General features: G+C 72.2%; 16 protein-coding genes. 10 read left to right on the top strand and 6 right to left on the bottom strand.

The window, feature by feature from the left end; all coding sequences use genetic code 11:
- Window positions 1-102: 102 nt before the first annotated feature.
- Window positions 103-1,914, bottom strand: a complete 1,812-nt coding sequence (locus JHN45_RS26735) for a phosphatidylglycerol lysyltransferase domain-containing protein (protein ID WP_200713468.1) — start codon at window positions 1,912-1,914, stop codon at window positions 103-105.
- A 224-nt stretch (window positions 1,915-2,138) separates the two neighbouring features.
- Between JHN45_RS26735 and JHN45_RS26730 the strand changes: the two genes are divergently transcribed.
- Window positions 2,139-3,260 carry an alpha/beta hydrolase family protein gene (locus JHN45_RS26730; RefSeq protein ID WP_200713469.1) on the top strand — a complete coding sequence of 374 codons (1,122 nt, stop codon included), beginning with the start codon at window positions 2,139-2,141 and terminating at the stop codon, window positions 3,258-3,260.
- A 94-nt stretch (window positions 3,261-3,354) separates the two neighbouring features.
- Window positions 3,355-4,635, top strand: coding sequence for a hypothetical protein (locus tag JHN45_RS26725; RefSeq protein WP_236584134.1), 1,281 nt, complete (start codon window positions 3,355-3,357; stop codon window positions 4,633-4,635).
- 62 nt (window positions 4,636-4,697) lie between these two features.
- Here the strand turns inward: JHN45_RS26725 and JHN45_RS26720 are convergent, their stop codons facing one another.
- Together JHN45_RS26720 and JHN45_RS26715 are read right to left on the bottom strand one after the other, a co-directional pair.
- Complete coding sequence (locus JHN45_RS26720) at window positions 4,698-6,062, bottom strand: PH domain-containing protein (protein WP_374195646.1); 1,365 nt, start codon at window positions 6,060-6,062, stop codon at window positions 4,698-4,700.
- Window positions 6,059-6,559, bottom strand: coding sequence for a PH domain-containing protein (locus JHN45_RS26715; RefSeq protein WP_093627533.1), 501 nt, complete (start codon window positions 6,557-6,559; stop codon window positions 6,059-6,061). The genes JHN45_RS26720 and JHN45_RS26715 overlap by 4 nt, the downstream gene beginning before the upstream one ends.
- Before the next feature lie 31 nt (window positions 6,560-6,590).
- On the opposite strand from JHN45_RS26715, the gene JHN45_RS26710 reads away from it, so the two are divergent.
- The gene (locus tag JHN45_RS26710; RefSeq protein WP_200713471.1) at window positions 6,591-7,742 is read left to right on the top strand and encodes an NADH-quinone oxidoreductase subunit D; all 1,152 of its coding nucleotides are present in this window, start codon (window positions 6,591-6,593) and stop codon (window positions 7,740-7,742) included.
- Window positions 7,743-7,771: 29 nt separating this feature from the next.
- Here JHN45_RS26710 and JHN45_RS26705 read toward each other — a convergent pair whose 3' ends face one another.
- Complete coding sequence (locus JHN45_RS26705; RefSeq protein ID WP_201050943.1) at window positions 7,772-8,791, bottom strand: SAM-dependent methyltransferase; 1,020 nt, start codon at window positions 8,789-8,791, stop codon at window positions 7,772-7,774.
- 118 nt (window positions 8,792-8,909) lie between these two features.
- Between JHN45_RS26705 and JHN45_RS26700 the strand changes: the two genes are divergently transcribed.
- Both JHN45_RS26700 and JHN45_RS26695 read left to right on the top strand, forming a co-directional pair.
- Window positions 8,910-10,115 carry a sensor histidine kinase gene (locus JHN45_RS26700; RefSeq protein WP_200713473.1) on the top strand — a complete coding sequence of 402 codons (1,206 nt, stop codon included), beginning with the start codon at window positions 8,910-8,912 and terminating at the stop codon, window positions 10,113-10,115.
- A gap of 116 nt (window positions 10,116-10,231) precedes the next feature.
- Entirely contained in the window at window positions 10,232-10,903 is a 672-nt protein-coding gene (locus tag JHN45_RS26695) for a response regulator transcription factor (RefSeq protein WP_200713474.1), read from the top strand.
- Between the two features lie 16 nt (window positions 10,904-10,919).
- Here the strand turns inward: JHN45_RS26695 and JHN45_RS26690 are convergent, their stop codons facing one another.
- Window positions 10,920-12,029: a DUF5937 family protein gene (locus JHN45_RS26690; RefSeq protein WP_201050942.1), complete on the bottom strand. Its 1,110-nt coding sequence runs from the start codon at window positions 12,027-12,029 to the stop codon at window positions 10,920-10,922.
- Window positions 12,030-12,137: 108 nt separating this feature from the next.
- Complete coding sequence (locus JHN45_RS26685; RefSeq protein WP_201050941.1) at window positions 12,138-13,334, bottom strand: low specificity L-threonine aldolase; 1,197 nt, start codon at window positions 13,332-13,334, stop codon at window positions 12,138-12,140.
- A 185-nt stretch (window positions 13,335-13,519) separates the two neighbouring features.
- On the opposite strand from JHN45_RS26685, the gene JHN45_RS26680 reads away from it, so the two are divergent.
- Genes JHN45_RS26680 through JHN45_RS26660 form a run of 5 tightly spaced genes read left to right on the top strand, consistent with a single transcriptional unit; the run spans window position 13,520 to window position 18,942 of the window.
- Complete coding sequence (locus JHN45_RS26680; protein WP_201050940.1) at window positions 13,520-14,440, top strand: Rossmann-like and DUF2520 domain-containing protein; 921 nt, start codon at window positions 13,520-13,522, stop codon at window positions 14,438-14,440.
- Window positions 14,437-15,444 (top strand): pantoate--beta-alanine ligase, encoded by a 1,008-nt coding sequence (gene panC / locus JHN45_RS26675; RefSeq protein ID WP_201050939.1) that lies wholly within the window; start codon window positions 14,437-14,439, stop codon window positions 15,442-15,444. Before JHN45_RS26680 ends, panC begins: the two co-directional genes overlap by 4 nt.
- Window positions 15,441-17,159 (top strand): L-aspartate oxidase, encoded by a 1,719-nt coding sequence (locus JHN45_RS26670; protein ID WP_200713479.1) that lies wholly within the window; start codon window positions 15,441-15,443, stop codon window positions 17,157-17,159. Before panC ends, JHN45_RS26670 begins: the two co-directional genes overlap by 4 nt.
- A gap of 5 nt (window positions 17,160-17,164) precedes the next feature.
- On the top strand, window positions 17,165-18,142 hold the full coding sequence (gene nadC / locus JHN45_RS26665; RefSeq protein WP_201050938.1) for a carboxylating nicotinate-nucleotide diphosphorylase: 978 nt from the start codon (window positions 17,165-17,167) through the stop codon (window positions 18,140-18,142).
- 2 nt (window positions 18,143-18,144) lie between these two features.
- A complete protein-coding gene (locus JHN45_RS26660; RefSeq protein ID WP_019075456.1) occupies window positions 18,145-18,942 on the top strand; it encodes a type III pantothenate kinase in 798 nt (265 codons plus the stop codon).
- Window positions 18,943-19,342 lie beyond the last annotated feature (400 nt).

Here is a 19,342-nt window from a genome sequence, read left to right as displayed (position 1 = left end):
GGCGACGGTCCTGCGGGCCGAATGCTCTGAATGCAAAGGGGCCGGTCCGAGGGATCGCGCCCCGCGCGGAGGCGGGGTGCGCGCTCGGACCGGCCCGGCCGGTCAAGCGGCCCGCACATCCCGTTCCGCGAGCCCGTGGGCGCAGGCCGGAGCCACGGCCTTGCGGCGGCGGAGGAAGCGGGGCAGGGGGAGGGCGAGGTTGACGAAGCCCTCGGCCTGCATCGCGGCGAAGCCGATGCGGGGGAGGTCGCCGGAGGCGCGGTAGACGACGAAGCGCGGCTCCCAGCGGGGCTGGAACTTGGCGTTGAACTTGTACAGGGACTCGATCTGGAACCAGCGTGACAGGAAGACCAGCAGCCCGCGCCAGGCCCGCAGCACGGGGCCCGCGCCGATCTTCTCGCCGCGGGCGAGGGCCGCGCGGAACATCGCGAAGTTGAGCGACACGCGCGTGATGCCGAGTTTCGGTGCCGCCTGGAGGGAGGCGACGATCAGCAGTTCGTTCATCCCCGGGTCGGCCGCGCGGTCGCGGCGCATCAGGTCCAGGGACATGCCGTCGGTGCCCCAGGGCACGAAGTGCAGGATCGCCTTCAGGTCGCCGAACTCGCCCGGCTGTTCGTCGGCCTTGTGGGCGGTCGCGACGAAGCAGTCGCCGTCGGCGGGGTCGCCGATGCGGCCCAGCGCCATGGAGAAGCCGCGTTCGGTGTCGGTGCCGCGCCAGGCCTCCGCGGCGAGCCGGATCCGCTCCAGCTCGCCCTCGCTGACGTCACGTACACGCCGTACCCGGGTTTCGTAGCCGGCCCGCTCGATGCGCTTCACCATTTGGCGCACGTTGCGCATCGCGCGCCCGGCGAGCGAGAAATCCGCCACGTCCACCACCGCCTCGTCGCCGAGTTCGAGGGCGTCGAGGCCGGTCTCGCGGGTCCACACCTCGCCACCGGTCTCGGAGCAGCCCATGACGGCCGGCGTCCAGGAGTGGGCCTTCGCCTCGTCCATGAACCGCTCGATGGCGCCCGGCCAGGCCTCCACGTCGCCGATGGGGTCACCACTGGCGAGCATCACCCCGGAGACGACGCGGTACGTCACCGCCGCCTTGCCGCTGGGCGAGAAGACGACGGCCTTGTCGCGGCGCAGCGCGAAGTGGCCGAGCGAGTCGCGGCGGCCGTGCTTCTCCAGGAGGGCGCGCAGCTGCGTCTCGTCCTCAGGAGTGAGCCGCGCGGCGGGGTGTTCGGGCCGGAACGCGAGGTAGATCGTCGTCACGGCGGTGAGCAGCCCCAGGGCGCCCAGGGAGAAGGCGACCGTCCAGGAGGTGCTGCCCTCGTAGTCGACGGGTCCCTCGAAGCCGAACAGGCCGTACAGGACGTGACTGATCCGGTCGGCCAGGCTCGGGTCGCCGACCATGCGCTTGGAGTGGACGCTGACGATGACCAGTCCGAGGACGAGGGAACCGGCGCCCATGAGCACGAAGTTGGCGAGCGCGCGCCACCTGCTGCGCGGGTCGGGCAGCGCGCGGAACTCGTCGCGGTGCATCAGCAGCGGTGCGAGCAGCGCGGCCGAGATGACGACTCCTATGACCGAGTGCCGGTACGCGAACTGCGCCACCGCGCCCGCCGGCAGCAGCGCCACCGCGGCCCGCCAGGCGCGGCGCTTGCGCCGCCTGAGCCCGTGCGCGAGGAGCAGCAGCAGTACACCGGCGCTGAGCGAGAGCGCGGCGGCGAAGGGGCCGAGCGCACCCGGCAGCACCTCCGCCATGGTGTGCATACGGCTGTGCCGGAAGCGCGGGAACACCCCCGCGGCGATGTCCAGCAGGCCGACGAGGGCGCAGGCCCTGGCGACGAGCGTGGGAACGACCTCGGGGCGCGGACCTCGGACTATGCGCCGGACCCGGCCTGACCGGCTCGGAACCCCACCCGACAATTCCCCATCTATCCTGACAGACATCGCATCCCGTAGTTCTGCGAGAGACCTTGGATCCGGGCCCGATTCGGGCATCCGGCGACATTGCGCCCTCTAGGACGGTGTCTAGGGGAAGGAGGTTCCTTCCCCAGCGAAAAGCCGGTTCAAAGGCAGTGGAAAGCCCAAGGCAAACGCACGCGAAACTTGCGTGCCGCCAGGGCGGAAAGCGCAGGCGGGGACAGTTCATGGGACTCACGAGCAACAAAGTGCTGGCACTGGCGTTCGTGTGCGCCGTGCTGCTGTTCGTCGGCACGGTATGGCTGTGGCCGCGGCTTGCCCGGCGGAACTGGCGGGCCGTCAGCGGGCGCGTCGGCCTGCTGCTGGCAACGCAGTTGGTGCTCTTCGCCTCGGTCGGCCTCGGCGCCAACCAGGCCTTCGGGTTCTACGCCAGCTGGTCCGACCTGTTCGGCCGGGAGACCGACCAGGGCGTGGTCGTCGACCACACGGGACTCCGCGGCCCGCTCCACGTGGTCGGCACCCGGCGGGTGGACGCCCCGGGCGGCGCCTCCCTGCCGAGCAGCGTGGGCCAGGTGCAGCGCGTCGACATAGTCGGCCGTACGACCCACATCGCCACCCCGGCGTACGTCTATCTGCCGCCGGAGTACTTCCAGCCGCGGTACCGCACCCGCACGTTCCCGGCGACGGTCGTCCTCACGGGGTACCCGGGCACCGCCCAGGCGCTCGTCGACAAGCTCAACTACCCGCGTACGGCACTGCAACTGGCCAGGAGCGGCCGGATGCGGCCGATGATCCTGGTGATGCTGCGGCCCACGGTGGCGCCGCCGCGCGACACGGAGTGCGTGGACGTCCCGGGCGGACCGCGGACCGAGTCCTTCTTCGCCAAGGACCTCCCGGACGCCGTGACGGCCCACTACAGGGTGGGCAGAAAACCCGGGAGCTGGGGCATCGTCGGTGATTCCACGGGCGGTTACTGCGCCCTGAAACTCGCCATGCACCACCCCGGGGTGTACGCGGCGGGCGCGGGCCTCTCGCCGTACTACAAGGCGCCGACCGACCCCACCACCGGTGACCTCTTCCAGGGCGACGAGACGCTGCGGAACGAGGCGAACCTGTGGTGGTACCTCAAGCACCGGCCCGCGCCCGACACCTCACTGCTCGTCACCAGCAGCAAGGCCGGGGAGCACAACTACAAGGACACCTTGAAATTCATCGACAAGGTGAAGGCCAACAACTCCACCCGTATCGCGTCGATCATCCTGGACAGCGGCGGCCACAACTTCAACACCTGGCGACGGGAGATCCCGGCGACCCTGGAGTGGTTGAGCGGACGGCTCGGTAACGGCTGAAAGTGACCGTTCGACTGAGGTGAGGGAATAGGAGTGGCTGTGTTTTTACCGGGCGGGGCACCATGATTCGCCTACGCGCGGTAAGTTTCTGGCCATGCCACGTGGACGTCACCGCCATTCCCCGCCGTTGCACCGGCTGTTGCCACCCTCGGCGATCGCAGGCGTGTCGCTCGTCTGCGCCTTCGGGCCGTGGGTCTTCTCGCAAGCCGCCGCGCTGCGCATAGTCGCCGCGATAGCCGCCGCGACCGCGCTCGTCGGGGCGGCCGTCATGCGCCGCTGGGACACTCAGGCGGGCAAGCAGGTCGCCGACCTGGTACGCGCGCGTACCAGCGACGAGTGGCGCTACGAGGAGCGGCTCGCCGAACTCGAGTCCGACCTCGACGAGTCGCGCGAACTGCGCGTCAAGCTGGAGCACAAGCTGCGCGCCAAGCGCACGGAGCTCGCGGGACTGCGCAACGAACACGCGGCACTGCTGCGCCGGTACGCCACGGCGGAGACCGAGCGCGCCAGCGCCCTGGAGGGCCGCCGCCTGCTGGAGATAGAGGCCGCGGACCCCGCCACGCACGCGTTGCCGCCCGTTCCGGCGGACGACGACGAGGTCCCGGCGGACATGGACCTGGACCTCGTGGATCTCCAGGACGACGAGGACGACGCCGAGACGGACGACACCGAGGCTGTGGCTGCCCCGGTCGAGTCCGGGACGGACGCCGAGGACGGGACCGACGGGACCGAGGACGCCGACGAGGAGTCCGAGGCCGTCGCGGAGAAGAAGCCGGCGACTTCACCGGTGTTCTCCCCGGAGGGGTCCAAGCTGTTCCTGCGGGCGCAGGCGGCACTGGTGCGGCTCGACGACGACGCCGAGCCGGCGGCGCCCGCGCCGAAGGACGACGACTCCGCGTCGGCCGAGCCCGCCCCGGTGGAGGCCACCGGCGGCCCCGCGGCCGAGTCGGAGGCCGCGCAGGAGGACGAGGCGGAGGGGAAGCCCGAGGCGGTCGACGGGCATGAGCACGCGGCCGCCGTACCCCCGGCCGCGAAGTCCGCCCAACCCGCGCATCCCTCGGGCCACTTCACCGTGCCGACCGCGGTGGCGGTCGTACCGGCGTCTCCCGTACGGCGGCCGATCGAGGGCGGGTTCGACTTCTTCGGCATGCAGAAGGGCGCGGCGTCCGCCGAGATGGACGCCGTGCAGAACGAGGATCTCGCCGACGTCGTGGGCCAGGAGGCCCTGGCGGTGCACAAGGCGGAGGCCGAGGCGCAGTTCAAGCCGGCCGACGAGCGGTCCCGTGGCGTCGGCGCGGTCCAGGTCATCGACCTGACGGCGCACGACGAGACCGAGCAGATCAACCTTCCCGGACTGCGCAGCGCGGCTTCCTGACCGAACGGGTCCTGGCCGAACGAGCCCTGACCGGGCGTCGGCGGGGGCGGTGGACCAGGCCGTCAGGCCATCCAGCGGTCCGGGCGGGCGTCCCTGCGGCCCGTCCTGGAGCGCTCGGCCTGGGCGCGGAGCAGCTCCGCGGCCTCGCCTGTGTCCCGCAGACGGGCTGTCACGGTCGCGTTGGCACCGGTGTCCACATGCACCTCGGCAAGCCCCCAGAGCCGCTGCCAGGGGCCTTGGGCGAGCCGTACGCTCTGCACCTTCGCGTGCGGGACCAGCGCCGTGCTGCGGCGCAGCAGTCCGTGCCGGGCCACGAACACCGTGTCGGTGACCGCGAGGCCGTAGCCCCGCCACCACAGCGGCATGCAGCGGCCCGCCCTGCGCGGCGGCCGGGACAGCTCCTGGCGCGACGGCACCGTCACACCGGGCAGCACGCGTGCGACGACCGACTCGGCGATCTCGCGCGGGGCGACCGGCACCAGCACGGAGTTGGACGATCCGGCCACGTCCAGTTCGACCCGCACCCAGCCGCGCCGCCGCCACAGCAGCGGCTCCACGATCCGCACGGTCTGCACCCGCCCCGGGGGCACCGTCTCGTGCGTGCGGTCCAGCAGCCCGTGGTCGATGCGCAACCCGTCCGGGGACTCGCCCACCGTCCAGTCGTACTCGCCGACGAACCGCCCCACACTGCTCGCGCCCGCCGCGCCCAGCAGCGGCAGCGCGGTCGCGAGGACCGTCCACACGCTGTGGGTGGCGAGCCACAGGAGCGGCGGTACGACGAGGGCGGCGGCCAGCGACCCCCAGGTGGCGCCCGTCAGCACCAGGGACACCGCGAGGACCCCGGCCGGCACGTGCAGCAGCTGCTGGGAGGGTGCCTCGCCGACCTCGTGGGCGGTCTCGGGCGCGAACCCGGCCGCCCGCGCGAGGAGTTCGGCCCGCAGCGCCCGCGCCTCGTCCTCTCCGAGGAAGGCCAGTTCGTCCTTCTTGTCGGTGCCTACGACGTCCAGCTTCAGCTTGGCGACGCCCGCCACGCGCGCGAGGAGCGGCTGTGTCACGTCGACCGCCTGGATGCGTTCCAGCCGGATGTGCGCGGTGCGCCGGAACAACAGGCCGGTACGGATGCGCAGTTCGGTGTCGGTCACCGCGAAGTGGGTGAACCACCAGGTCAGGAAGCCGTACAGACCGGCGGCCGGCACGATCACGGCCAGCGCGATCAGCAGGGTGATGGTGGTCAGCCGGGTCAGCTGTTCCTGCGCCTGGTTGGGGTCGTGCACCGCCCACCCGATGATGACGGCGACCGGCGCCCACGCCCGGCGCAACGGCGTCACCGGATGCAACCGCCGCTCCACGACGGGCACTTGCTCCCGTACGGCCGCCACGACCTCTGCGGCCCCGGGTGCGTCCTTGTCGGCGCCCGGCGTCGTCACAGCCCCGCCGATCGGGCCTCGCCGAGCTCGGTGAGCCGGTCGCGCAGCCGCTCCGCCTCGGCCGGGTCGAGGCCCGGGATGGTCGCGTCGGTCGCCGCGGCGGCCGTGTGCAGCTGCACGCTCGCGAGCCCGAAGTGCCGCTCCACGGGCCCCGAGGTCACCTCCACGAGCTGCATCCGCCCGTACGGGACGATCGTCTCGTGGTGCCACAGCACGCCCTTGCTGATCAGCAGGTCGTCGGCGCGCTCGGCGTACCGCCAGGAGCGCCAGTTGCGGCCCAGGACCACCCAGCCCCACGCCATGACACCGAGCGGCAGCAGCGCGAACGCCGCCCACCCCGGGCCGGCGAACAGGCCCAGCGGCACCCCTAGGGCGACGGTCAGCACCCCCAGCCACACCACCAGCAGCATCCGGCGCATCTTCAGCAGCCCCGGCGGCAGCCCGGTCCACACCGGCTCGCGCGCCGCGTCGTCCTGAGCGGCAGTCCCCGTTTCCATGGCGCAAGCGTACGTACGAGAGACTGTGTCCATGACTCCCACGACGGAGACCACGGTCGGTATCGGCGGCGCCGCGGAGAGCACCGACATGGTGCTCAACATCGGCCCCCAGCACCCCTCCACGCACGGTGTGCTGCGGCTGCGGCTCGTCCTGGACGGCGAGCGCATCCAGCACGCGGAGCCGGTGATCGGCTATATGCACCGGGGCGCAGAGAAGCTCTTCGAGGCGCGCGACTACCGCCAGATCATCATGCTCGCCAACCGCCACGACTGGCTGTCGGCGTTCTCGAACGAGCTGGGCGTCGTCCTCGCGGTGGAGCGCATGCTCGGCATGGAGGTGCCCCCGCGCGCGGTGTGGACGCGCACCCTGCTCGCCGAGCTCAACCGGGTGCTCAACCACCTGATGTTCCTGGGGTCGTACCCCCTGGAACTGGGCGGTATCACCCCGGTGTTCTACGCGTTCCGGGAGCGCGAGGTTCTCCAGAACGTCATGGAGGAGGTCTCCGGCGGGCGCATGCACTACATGTTCAACCGCGTCGGCGGCCTCAAGGAGGATCTGCCCGCCGGATGGGCCTCCCGCGCGCGTGAAGCCGTCGCCGCCGTGCGCTCCCGGATGGACCGCTTCGACGACCTGGTGCTCGGCAACGAGATCTTCCGGGGGCGTACCCGGGGAGTCGGCGCCCTGTCCGCGGAGGCCGTGCACGCCTACGGGGTGAGCGGGCCCATCGCGCGTGCCTCGGGTGTCGACTTCGATCTGCGGCGCGACGAGCCGTATCTCGCGTACGGCGAGCTCCAGGACACCCTGAAGGTCGTCACGCGCCAGGAGGGCGACTGTCTCGCCCGCTTCGAAGTGCTCCTTGAGCAGACCCACAACGCCCTCGATCTCGCGGACGCCTGCCTCGACCGGCTCGCCCAGCTGGAGCCGGGGCCGATCAACCAGCGGCTCCCGAAAGTCCTCAAGGCGCCCGAGGGGCACACCTACGCGTGGACCGAGAACCCGCTCGGCATCAACGGCTACTACCTCGTCAGCAAGGGCGAGAAGACCCCGTACCGGCTGAAGCTGCGCTCGGCGTCCTACAACAACATCCAGGCCCTCGCGGTGTTGCTGCCGGGGACGCTGGTGGCGGACATGGTCGCGATCCTGGGGTCGTTGTTCTTCGTGGTCGGGGACATCGACAAGTAGGAGACAAGTGGGCGACAAGTAGAGGGCGTCTACGGCTCGTCCATCGGGTCCGGAATTCCAACCGACTGCACGAGCCAGCCGAAGTCGCCGAGGCCGCCCGGTGCGGTGAGTTCGGCGGCCTCCCCGGCGCGCGCGAGGGCGCGGACGTACTCCGCGGGATCGGTGGAGGCCAGCGTGAGCGGGGGGCGCGCGCCTGTGACGCCGAGGGCGCTCAGCGCGGCGCGTTGGGTGAGCAGGCGTGCGCCGGGGAGCGCGCCCGCCGAAGTCGCTGCCGTCGCGCAGGCGTCCAGCGCGACGTGCGCGGTGATGTCGCACGAGCCGTCCGGCACGGGTGCCGTCTCGCGGCCCTCGCGGAAACCGGTGAGCGTGCCGAACGGAGGGCGCGTGTCCAGGGCGTGCGCGTAGTCGACGGCGACCGCGAGCCCCCGGTCGACCGTGGCGGCGGCTGACGCCCAGGCCGTGTCCCTGGGGAGCCCGATCTCGGCGCGCAGCCCCTCCTCGGGCGCCAACGGCCACCACCGCGCGAGCCACTCGGCCTCCGCACCGGCGACCGGCTCCCCGAGCCGCTCGGTCCCGTCCTCCCGTACGAGCACGAGTCGCGGCACCCCGGCGGAGTCCACCTCGGCGACCTCCACGGGTACGTTGTCCAGCCATTCGTTGGCGAACAGCAGCCCGGTGATCCCCTTCGGGGAGTCGGTCAGCCACTCGACGCGGGGATCGAGTCCCTCGGGGCGGTCGGCGATCTCGACGGCGCAGGCACGCACGCGTGCCGCCACTTCGGCGGGCAGCGCGGTGAGCACACCGGTCACCAGCTCACCGCGGCCCGCGCCCAGGTCCACGAGGTCCAGCACGGCCGGCCGGTCCAGCGCCTCGTCCACCCGGCACAGCAGCCGTGCCACGGCCCCGGCGAAGAGCGCTGACGCGTGCACGGACGTACGGAAGTGCCCGGCGGGTCCCTCGGGCCTCCGGTAGAACCCCTCGGGCCCGTAGAGCGTGTCCTCGGCCGCCGCCCGCCAGCCGCGCCACCCGGCCGCAGTGTCGTCCGTCACGGAGCCAGATTAAGTGCACAGGACAACCGGGCCTCCACCTTGGGGAGTACGCCGGGCGTATACGGATCGATCCTCCGGTTGACCCCCGCACACTTCCCGCTTCCCTACGCTGGGTTACGTGCAGCGCCTCTACGACTTCCTCCGCAGACACCCGACATGGGTCGACACCTTCTGGGCTGTCTTCCTGCTGGGGCTGAGCGGCGTGAGCATCGCGAGTACCAGCTACGCGTCGGGCCGGCACGGGACGGCCATGGGCGCGCTCGCGGTGTCCGCCGTCATGTGTGTGGCGATCGCGCTGCGCCGCCGCTGGCCGGAGAAGATGCTCGTCCTGGTCCTGGTGACGGGGCTCGCGCAGCTGATCCTCGACATCGAGCCCGTGGCGGCCGACTTCGCCATGCTGGTGATCGTCTACACGGTCGCCGCGGTCGGCGCCCGCTGGGCCTCCCGCTTCGCCCTGGCCACCGGTCTGGGCGCGGCGACCCTCTCGCAGATCCGCTGGCCCCAGGAGCACACCAGTTCCGCCGGTCTTGTCGCGATCGCGGTCTTCCAGACGGTGCCGTTCGCGCTGGCCTGGGTGCTGGGCGACTCGATGCGCACCCGGCGCGCGTACTTCGCGCAGCTGGAGGAGCGCGCCGCCCGCCTGGAGAAGGAGCGCGAGGCGCAGGCGAAGGTCGCGGTCGCCGCCGAGCGCGCCCGCATCGCCCGCGAGCTGCACGACGTGGTCGCGCACAACGTGTCGGTGATGGTGGTCCAGGCCGACGGCGCCGCCTACGTCCTGGACTCCGCGCCGGACCAGGCGAAGAAGGCCCTGGAGACGATCTCCTCCACCGGCCGTCAGGCCCTCGCCGAGATGCGCCGCCTGCTGGGCGTGCTACGCACCGGCGAGCACAAGGAGGCCGGCGAGTACGTTCCGCAGCCGGACGTCGAGCAGATCGACGACCTGGTCCAGCAGTGCCGTACGTCCGGACTGCCCGTCGACTTCAAGGTCGAGGGCACCCCGCGCCCGCTGCCCAGCGGCGTCGAGCTGACGGCGTACCGGATCGTGCAGGAGGCGCTCACCAACACCCGCAAGCACGGGGGGCCGAACACGGGCGCCAGCGTGCGGCTGGTGTACTTCGACGACGGTCTCGGGCTGCTCGTCGAGGACGACGGCAAGGGTGCCCCGCACGAGCTGTACGAGGAGGGCGGGGTCGACGGCCAGGGGCATGGTCTGATCGGTATGCGTGAGCGGGTCGGCATGGTCGGGGGCACCCTGGACGCGGGTCCGCGCCCGGGCGGCGGGTTCCGCATCAGCGCCCTGCTGCCGCTGAAACCCGCCCACTGATCTTTAGTACGCCGATTACTGACACCTGTAACGAATTGTTGAACGACCTGTTGAACGGCCTCAACCTGTTGAATGAATTGTTGAACGATCCTGCTGACGGAACGGAAGAGGACCCGATGACGATCCGCGTGATGCTCGTCGACGACCAGGTGCTGCTGCGCACCGGTTTCCGGATGGTGCTCGCCGCCCAGCCGGACATGGAGGTCGTCGCGGAGGCGGGCGACGGTGTCGAGGCCCTTCAGGTGCTGGCCGCGACCGCGGTCGACGTGGTGCTGATGGACGTCCGTATGCCGAAGCTGGACGGGGTGGAGACCACCCGCCGCATCTGCCAGGGCGACAACCCGCCCAAGGTGCTGATCCTGACCACCTTCGACCTCGACGAGTACGCCTTCTCCGGGCTGAAGGCCGGCGCCTCCGGGTTCATGCTCAAGGACGTGCCGCCCGGCGAACTCCTCACCGCGATCCGCTCCGTGCACAGCGGCGACGCGGTGGTGGCGCCCTCGACGACCCGCCGGCTCCTGGACCGCTTCGCCCCGATGCTGCCCTCCGCGGGCAAGGAGCCCCAGCACAAGGAGCTGGAGCGGCTCACCGAGCGCGAGCGCGAGGTCATGATCCTCGTCGCCACGGGGCTGTCCAACGGCGAGATCGCGGCCCGCCTGGTGCTGTCCGAGGCGACCGTGAAGACCCATGTCGGCCGCATCCTGACCAAGCTCGGCCTGCGGGACCGGGTGCAGGTGGTCGTCCTGGCGTACGAGACGGGGCTGGTGCGGGCCGGCGGGCACGGCTGAGGCCCGGTGACCGCGGCTACCTGAGGATGCCCTCCAGGAAGTCGCTGCCCAGACGGGCCACCATCGTGACGTCCAGCTGGTGCAGGACGTAGCGGCCGCGGCGGCGGGTGGTGATCAGGCCGGCCCTCTTCAGGACGCCGAGGTGGCGGGATATCTCCGGGGCGGTCATGCCGTGCACCTGGGTCAGCTCACTGGTGGTGTACGCGGTGCGGGCCAGGCTGCGGCACAGGCGCATACGGACCGGGTGGGACAGGGCGGTCATCCGCAGGGTCAGCTGCTCCAGGGAGGTCGGCGCGGTGAACTTGGGCGACCCCACGGGGTAGTGCACGACGGGCTGCCAGCCGTAGCGGTACAGGACCGTCAGATGCGGCCAGCCCAGGCTGGTGGGGACCAGGAGGAGGCCGCCGTCCTGGGTCGCCGTACGGCCGTCGCCGAGCTTGTCGACCGTGATGCGGGTGGCGCTCTCGTCGAGCGTCACCGCAGTGGAGATCGACGTCAGCGCCTCCGCCAGGCCCTTGTGCCGCAGGAGATCCGTCTTGTGTCGGGCGTCGGCCGCGAGCTGGTGCTGCATCCGGGACCAGGTGTCCGCGAAGAACGCCTCGTCGCAGTCCTCCAGGAACTGCCGCAGCCAGGCCCTGGTCCGCGGCGGATCGGCCAACAGCCGCTCGGTGAAGGCCAGTTGACGCGGACCGCGGGTCGCGGCCTGCTCCAGGGCGCGCAGCCTGATCGTGGCGTCCGAGAGCGGGCCGGGTCCACCGGTGCTGTAGGTGATGTTGCAGGTGGTGAACTCCAGTGCCGCGTCCACGAACTGCTCGTCCGTCAGCTTGTCCACCAGGTCCAGCTCTTCGGCGAGGGTCGCCCCGGGGAGCGTGCTGCGGCCCGGGATGCCCGCGTACGGCAGGAACAGGTCGGAGAACGTCGACCGCCACAGGAAGTCCGCCTCGCACATCCGGTCGGCCAGATGCGGGTCGAGCCGCGCGGTGACACCGGTCACCCACCCCTGGAGACCGGGATGGTGCCCCGGCTCGGACATCGCGTGCAGCGCCATGCACAGCTCGCCCAGGGGCGAGGGCGCGAAGACGACCTGCTCCTGCCGCAGCCCCGTGATGTCGATGTGCACGCTCATGTCCCCATCGTGCACCCCGCCACTGACAACGCCCCCGTCGATTGACGCGGCCCGTCAATCGACGCGACGGTGGCGGGGCGGCGACCCCGTCCCACCTGCTGACGCCCCTCAGCCCCCGGTCTCCTCCTTCAGGCGGACCACGAAGTCCGCGACCGCCGCCTTCACGTCCTCGGCCGTCCACTCCAGGGCGGCGGCCCGTACGTAGACCTCCGTCACCGCCAGCCCCGGACCCTTCGCGTCCCAGGGATTGGAGAACAGGGCGGTCCGCGTCTCCTCCGTCGCCCGGATCGCGGCCTCCGTGACGGCGTCGCGGTCGTACGGCAGCCAGACCTGGAAGTCGAGTGTGTGCGGCTGCTCGGGGTGGACGCGGGTCCACGGCAGGCCGGCCTCGGCGAAGCCCTCGCGCAGCGCCTCGGCGACCACGCGCGCGTGGGCCACGTACGCGGGCAGCCGGGGCAGCTCCCGGTCCAGGCCCGCGAGTGCCGTCAGCACGGTGGGGAACTGCTGGAAGACCGCGCCTCCGTAGCGGTGCCGCCAGGTCTTGGCCTCGTCGATGAGGGTCTTCGGGCCGGCCAGCGCGGCGCCGCCGAGGGCGTCGAGGGACTTGTAGAACGACACGTAGACGCTGTCCGCCAGGTCCGCGATCTCGTCGAGCGGGCGGCCGAAGTGGGTGGTGGACTCCCACAGGCGGGCACCGTCGAAGTGGACCACCGCGTCACGTTCGTGCGCCGCGTCGACGAGGGCGGAGAGCTCCTCCCAGGAGGGCAGGACGAAACCGGCGTCCCGGAGGGGCAGTTCGAGCATCAGCGCCCCGAAGGGCTCCGGGAAGTCGTGCACCTCGTCGGCGGTCGGCTGCCGGGGCTCGCTCGTCACATGGACCGGGCGCAGGCCGCTGACCTGGCTGAAGGCGTTCCGTTCGTGCACTTCGGGATGGGCCAGCGGATGCACGGCCACCGTCGGGTTGCCGGTGCGGCCCGCCCAGCAGCGCAGGGCCACCTGCTGCGCCATCGTGCCCGTGGGGAAGAAGGCCGCGGCCTCCTTGCCGAGCAGTTCGGCGACCCGCTTCTCCAAGGTCTCGACGATCTCGGTGCCGTACATGTCCGACGCCTCGTCCAGGTCGTACAGCTCGGCCGCCTCCTGGACGAAGGCGAGCCGCTCCCTGAGGGGGTCCAGGAACCCGAGGCGCGCGAGGGACCGCTCGGCGTTCCGGTTCGCGGCGATACGCCGTCTGCGGCGCTCCAGGTTCCGTTCCTCGTCGGTCGCCGGCTCTGCCTCTTGGTCACTCTGTCTGGCCGCATCGCTCATGCTCCGGATGATGCCTGGCGTACGTGCGTGCGAGCATCCGGGTTTCCACAGGCTTTCCGGTCCGCCGGGACTGTGCGACAACCCACAGCCTGTGGACAACCGGACGCCTCCCGAACCGATCGCGTTAACATGACGAGAAATCGTCCGGTACCCGGAGCGGACTGGAACGGGAAGGCCGCACTCGCGTGAGTACATTCCAACAGCCAGAGCCCAAGGACCGCCCCGCGCGGCTCGCCGTCGGCGTCGTCGGCGCCGGCCGGGTGGGCCCCGTACTGGCCGCGTCCCTCCAGCTCGCCGGGCACCGCCCGGTGGCCGTCTCCGGGGTCTCCGACGCCTCCAGGCGACGGGCCGCGCTGATGCTCCCCGGCGTGCCGGTGCTCACGCCCGCACAGGTTCTGGAGCGCGCCGACCTGGTGCTGCTCACCGTCCCGGACGACGCCCTGCCCGGCCTCGTGGAGGGCCTCGCCGAGACCGGCGCCGTACGCCCCGGCCAGCTCCTCGTGCACACCTCCGGGCGGTACGGCGCGAAAGTCCTGGACCCCGCTCTGCGCGTCGGCGCGCTGCCGCTGGCCCTGCACCCCGCGATGACCTTCACGGGCACTCCTGTGGACGTCCAGCGGCTCGCCGGATGCTCCTTCGGGGTCACCGCGCCCGAGGAACTCCGGCTGGCCGCCGAGGCCCTGGTGATCGAGATGGGCGGCGAGCCCGAGTGGATCGCCGAGGAGAACCGCCCGCTCTACCACGCGGCCCTCGCCCTGGGCGCCAACCACCTGGTCACCCTGGTCGCCGAGTCCATGGAGCTGCTGCGCACGGCCGGCGTCGAGGCCCCCGACCGGATGCTCGGCCCGCTCCTCGGCGCCGCCCTGGACAACGCCCTGCGCTCCGGCGACGCGGCCCTGACCGGCCCCGTCGCGCGCGGGGACGCGGGCACCGTCGCCGCGCACGTCACCGAGCTGCGCAAGCACGCCCCGCAGACAGTCGCCGGCTATCTGGCGATGGCCCGCGCGACCGCCGACCGGGCCCTGGCCCACGGGCTGCTCAAGCCGGAACTCGCCGAGGATCTCCTCGGAGTCCTCGCCAACGGCACCGAGGGAGATGCCGGATGACCACCACCCTGCAGCGCACCGCCGACGAACTGCACGCACGCACGCGCGCGGGCCGACGCGTCGTCGTCATGACGATGGGCGCCCTGCACGAGGGCCACGCCACCCTGGTCCGCACCGCGCGCGAGCTCGCCGGACCGGACGGCGAGGTCGTGGTCACCGTCTTCGTGAACCCGCTGCAGTTCGGCGAGGGCGAGGATCTCGACCGCTATCCGCGCACCCTGGACGCCGACCTCAAGATCGCCGAACAGGCGGGCGCCGACGTCGTGTTCGCCCCCTCCGTGGACGAGGTCTACCCGGGCGGCGAACCCCAGGTCCGCATCTCGGCGGGCCCCATGGGCGAACGCCTGGAGGGCGCCGTCCGCCCCGGGCACTTCGACGGGATGCTCACCGTCGTCGGCAAGCTGCTGCACCTCACCCGCCCCGACACCGCCCTGTTCGGCCAGAAGGACGCCCAGCAGCTCGCCCTGATCCGCCGCATGGTGCGCGACCTGAACTTCGGCACCGACATCGTCGGCGTGCCGACCGTGCGCGAGGCCGACGGCCTGGCCCTGTCCAGCCGCAACCGTTATCTGTCCCCCCAGGAGCGGCGCACCGCGCTCGCCCTCTCCCAGGCCCTGTTCGCCGGCCGCGACCGGCACGCGGCCCAGGAGGCGCTGCGCGCGCGGGCCCTCGAAGTGCCCGCCACACACGCGCGTGCCGAGGCGCTCAGCGCCATAGGAGAGTCCCGCGCGGCGGCCGACGCCCACGCCGTCGCCAAGGCCGCCCCCGGCCCCGGCGGCCCGGCCTCCGTCCGCGCCGCCGCCCGCCTGGTCCTCGACGCCGCCGCCCGCCTCGACCCGCCGCTCGCCCTTGACTACCTCGCCCTGGTCGACCCGTCCGACTTCACCGACGTGGACGAGGACTTCACCGGCGAGGCCGTCCTCGCCGTCGCCGCCCGGGTCGGGACGACCCGGCTGATCGACAACATCCCACTCGCTTTCGGAACCCTCGGAGCCGCCTCGTGACCAGCACAGGCATACGACTGCACGCCCCCGCCCCCGGGTGGTCCATCGACGCGGACGTGGTGGTCGTCGGCTCCGGAGTGGCCGGGCTGACCGCGGCCCTGCGCTGCGAGGCGGCGGGCCTGCGGACGGTCGTCGTCACCAAGGCCCGCCTCGACGACGGCTCCACCCGCTGGGCCCAGGGCGGCATCGCCGCCGCCCTCGGCGAGGGCGACACCCCCGAACAGCACCTGGACGACACCCTGGTGGCGGGCGCGGGCCTGTGCGACGAGGAGGCCGTACGGATCCTCGTCACCGAGGGCCCCGACGCCGTACGGCGGCTCATCGAGACCGGCGCCCACTTCGACGAGTCCTCCGAAGGTGGACTGGAGCTGGCCCGCGAGGGCGGCCACCACCGGCGCCGCATCGCGCACGCCGGCGGCGACGCGACCGGAGCGGAGGTCTCCCGGGCGCTCGTCGAGGCCGTACACGCGCGTGGCCTGCGCACGATCGAGAACGCGCTCGTGCTCGACCTCCTGACGGACGCCGAGGGCCGTACGGCGGGCGTCACCCTGCACGTCATGGGAGAGGGCCAGCACGACGGCGTGGGCGCCGTGCACGCGCCCGCCGTGGTCCTCGCGACCGGCGGCATGGGGCAGGTCTTCTCGGCCACCACCAACCCGTCCGTGTCGACCGGCGACGGGGTCGCACTCGCCCTCCGCGCGGGCGCCGAGGTCTCCGACCTGGAGTTCGTGCAGTTCCACCCCACCGTGCTGTTCCTCGGCGCCGACGCGGAGGGCCAGCAGCCCCTCGTCTCCGAGGCGGTGCGCGGCGAGGGCGCCCACATTGTCGACGCCGACGGCGTGCGCTTCATGGTGGGCCAGCACGAACTGGCCGAACTCGCGCCCCGGGACATCGTCGCCAAGGGCATCACGCGGCGCATGCTGGAGCAGGACGCCGAGCACATGTTTCTCGACGCCCGGCACTTCGGCGCCGACATGTGGGAGCACCGCTTCCCGACGATCCTCGCCGCCTGCCGCAGCCACGGCATCGACCCGGTCACCGAGCCCGTCCCGGTCGCCCCGGCCGCCCACTACGCCTCCGGAGGCGTCCGCACCGACTCCCGGGGCCGTACGACCGTCCCCGGCCTGTACGCGTGCGGCGAGGTCGCCTGCACCGGGGTGCACGGCGCGAACCGGCTCGCCTCCAACTCCCTCCTCGAAGGCCTCGTCTACGCCGAGCGGATCGTCGCCGACATCACCGCGGGCCAGACGGAGAACGCCCTCCACGCGCGCGTGCCCGAACCGGTCCCGCACCCCCAGAAGCCCGCGCATCCCCTGCTCGCCCCCGAGGCCCGCTTCGCGATCCAGCGGATCATGACCGAGGGCGCGGGCGTCCTGCGCTCCGCGGACTCCCTCGCCAGGGCCGCCGGACAGCTCCAGCAGCTGCACACCGACGCCCGGGACGCGCTCGACGAGAACGGCAAGACCGCCGAGCCCGGCGTCGACACCTGGGAGGCCACCAACCTCCTGTGCGTGGCCCGCGTCCTGGTCACCGCCGCCGCCCGGCGCGAGGAGACCCGCGGCTGCCACTGGCGCGAGGACCACGCCGAGCGCGACGACAGCGCCTGGCGCCGCCACATCGTCGTACGGCTGAATCCCGACCGCACGCTGGCCGTGCACACCACGGACACCGCAGACTTCCCCCCGACCCGGCAGCACCGTCCCCAGGAGCAGTGACAGAAGTGAGCACCCCCGACCTTCCCCTCGCCGACAGCGGCGGCTGCGGCGACGGCTGTGCCTGTGGCGCGGGCGACGACGCGGAGTACCTGGAGTGCGGCCTGGACCCCGCGCTCGCCGAGCTCCTGGCCGACGCAGGTCTCGACCCTGTGGAGGTCGAGGACATCGCCAACGTCGCCGTCCAGGAGGACCTCGACGGCGGTGTCGACGTGACGACCGTGGCGACCATCCCCGAAGGGGCCGTCGCCACCGCCGACTTCACCGCCCGCGAGGCCGGTGTCGTGGCGGGCCTCAGGGTCGCCGAAGCGGTGATCTCCGTGGTCTGCACCGACGAGTTCGAGGTCGAGCGGCACGCGGAGGACGGCGACCGCGTGGAGGCCGGACAGAAGCTCCTGTCGGTCACCACCCGCACGCGTGACCTGTTGACCGCCGAGCGCAGCGCGCTCAACCTCCTGTGCCGCCTCTCCGGCATCGCGACCGCCACGCGCGCGTGGGCGGACGCCCTGGAGGGCACGAAGGCGAGGGTCCGCGACACCCGCAAGACGACGCCGGGCCTGCGCTCCCTGGAGAAGTACGCGGTGCGCTGCGGCGGCGGTGTCAACCACCGCATGTCCCTGTCGGACGCGGCCCTCGTCAAGGACAACCACGTGGTCGCCGCGGGCGGTGTCGCCCAGGCCTTCAAGGCCGTACGGGAGGCCTTCCCGGACGTGGCGATCGAGGTCGAGGTCGACACCCTGCACCAGCTCCGCGAAGTCCTGGACGCGGGCGCCGACCTGATCCTGCTGGACAACTTCACCCCCGGTGAGTGCGCGGAGGCCGTCGGCGTCGTCCACGGCCGTGCCGCCCTGGAGGCCTCGGGACGGCTCACCCTGGACAACGCCAAGGTGTACGCAGACACCGGGGTGGACTATCTCGCCGTGGGCGCCCTGACCCACTCCGCGCCGATCCTGGACATCGGCCTCGACCTCCGCGAGGCGCAGTAGTCATGCTCCTCACGATCGACGTGGGCAACACGCACACCGTCCTGGGCCTGTTCGACGGCGAGGACATCGTCGAGCACTGGCGGATCTCCACCGACGCGCGCCGCACCGCCGACGAACTCGCCGTGCTCCTCCAGGGCCTGATGGGCATGCACCCGCTCCTCGGCGAGGAACTGGGCGACGGCATCGACGGCATCGCGATCTGCGCCACCGTGCCGTCCGTCCTGCACGAACTGCGCGAGGTGACCCGCCGCTACTACGGAGACGTGCCCGCCGTCCTCGTCGAACCGGGCGTCAAGACGGGCGTGCCGATCCTGACCGACAACCCCAAGGAGGTCGGCGCGGACCGCATCATCAACGCGGTCGCCGCGGTCGAGCTCTACGGGGGCCCCGCGATCGTCGTCGACTTCGGTACGGCGACCACGTTCGACGCGGTCTCCGCGCGCGGGGAGTACGTCGGCGGTGTCATCGCCCCCGGTATCGAGATCTCGGTCGAGGCGCTCGGCGTCAAGGGCGCCCAACTGCGCAAGATCGAGGTGGCCCGGCCGCGCAGCGTGATCGGCAAGAACACCGTCGAGGCGATGCAGTCGGGCATCGTCTACGGGTTCGCGGGACAGGTCGACGGAGTCGTCACCCGCATGGCCAAGGAACTGGCCGACGACCCGGAGGACGTGACGGTCATCGCGACCGGCGGCCTCGCCCCGATGGTCCTCGGCGAGGCCTCGGTCATCGACGAACACGAGCCCTGGCTGACCCTGATCGGCCTGCGCCTGGTCTACGAGCGGAACGTGTCGCGGATGTGAGCGGGCGCCCCGGGCCGGGATGGATCTCCTGGCCCGGGGGCGGTCCTCCGCCCGGCCGGAGGCGCTCACGCGTGCCCGCGAGGTGCCCGGTGGTTGGGGCATTCCCGCGCGGGGCGCCGCCGTCACTCGGCCCACGGAGTGCCGCCGCGTTCTCCCGGCCGACGGCCCTCACATGTGCCCGTGAGCTGTCCTGCGGTTGGGCGTCGGCCCGGCGCGAATGTGGTCGGTGCAGCCCAGCACGAGGTGCCGCCACCACTCGCGCCAACGGACTGCCACCACTCGCGCCCACCGATTACCGCCGCGCCCGAAGGGGCCGTAGCACCGTCCACGGAACGGGTGCCGCACGGCGAGGAGTAGCCGCCGGCCCGCCCACCCCACGCGGAAACCTCCGCGCCACACC

It is taken from the genome of Streptomyces sp. MBT53 (genome assembly GCF_016654115.1).
Classification (GTDB): domain Bacteria; phylum Actinomycetota; class Actinomycetes; order Streptomycetales; family Streptomycetaceae; genus Streptomyces.
This window is presented reverse-complemented; position numbering and strand designations above follow the sequence as displayed.

Excerpts from the sequence above, each read along its gene's own strand:
- JHN45_RS26730 (WP_200713469.1), top strand. The coding sequence starts at position 2,139 with ATGGGACTCACGAGCAACAAAGTGCTGGCACTGGCGTTCGTGTGCGCC.
- JHN45_RS26725 (WP_236584134.1), top strand. The coding sequence starts at position 3,355 with ATGCCACGTGGACGTCACCGCCATTCCCCGCCGTTGCACCGGCTGTTG.
- JHN45_RS26715 (WP_093627533.1), bottom strand. The coding sequence starts at position 6,559 with ATGGAAACGGGGACTGCCGCTCAGGACGACGCGGCGCGCGAGCCGGTG.
- JHN45_RS26710 (WP_200713471.1), top strand. The coding sequence starts at position 6,591 with ATGACTCCCACGACGGAGACCACGGTCGGTATCGGCGGCGCCGCGGAG.
- JHN45_RS26695 (WP_200713474.1), top strand. The coding sequence starts at position 10,232 with ATGACGATCCGCGTGATGCTCGTCGACGACCAGGTGCTGCTGCGCACC.
- JHN45_RS26690 (WP_201050942.1), bottom strand. The coding sequence starts at position 12,029 with ATGAGCGTGCACATCGACATCACGGGGCTGCGGCAGGAGCAGGTCGTC.
- JHN45_RS26685 (WP_201050941.1), bottom strand. The coding sequence starts at position 13,334 with ATGAGCGATGCGGCCAGACAGAGTGACCAAGAGGCAGAGCCGGCGACC.
- panC (WP_201050939.1), top strand. The coding sequence starts at position 14,437 with ATGACCACCACCCTGCAGCGCACCGCCGACGAACTGCACGCACGCACG.
- JHN45_RS26660 (WP_019075456.1), top strand. The coding sequence starts at position 18,145 with ATGCTCCTCACGATCGACGTGGGCAACACGCACACCGTCCTGGGCCTG.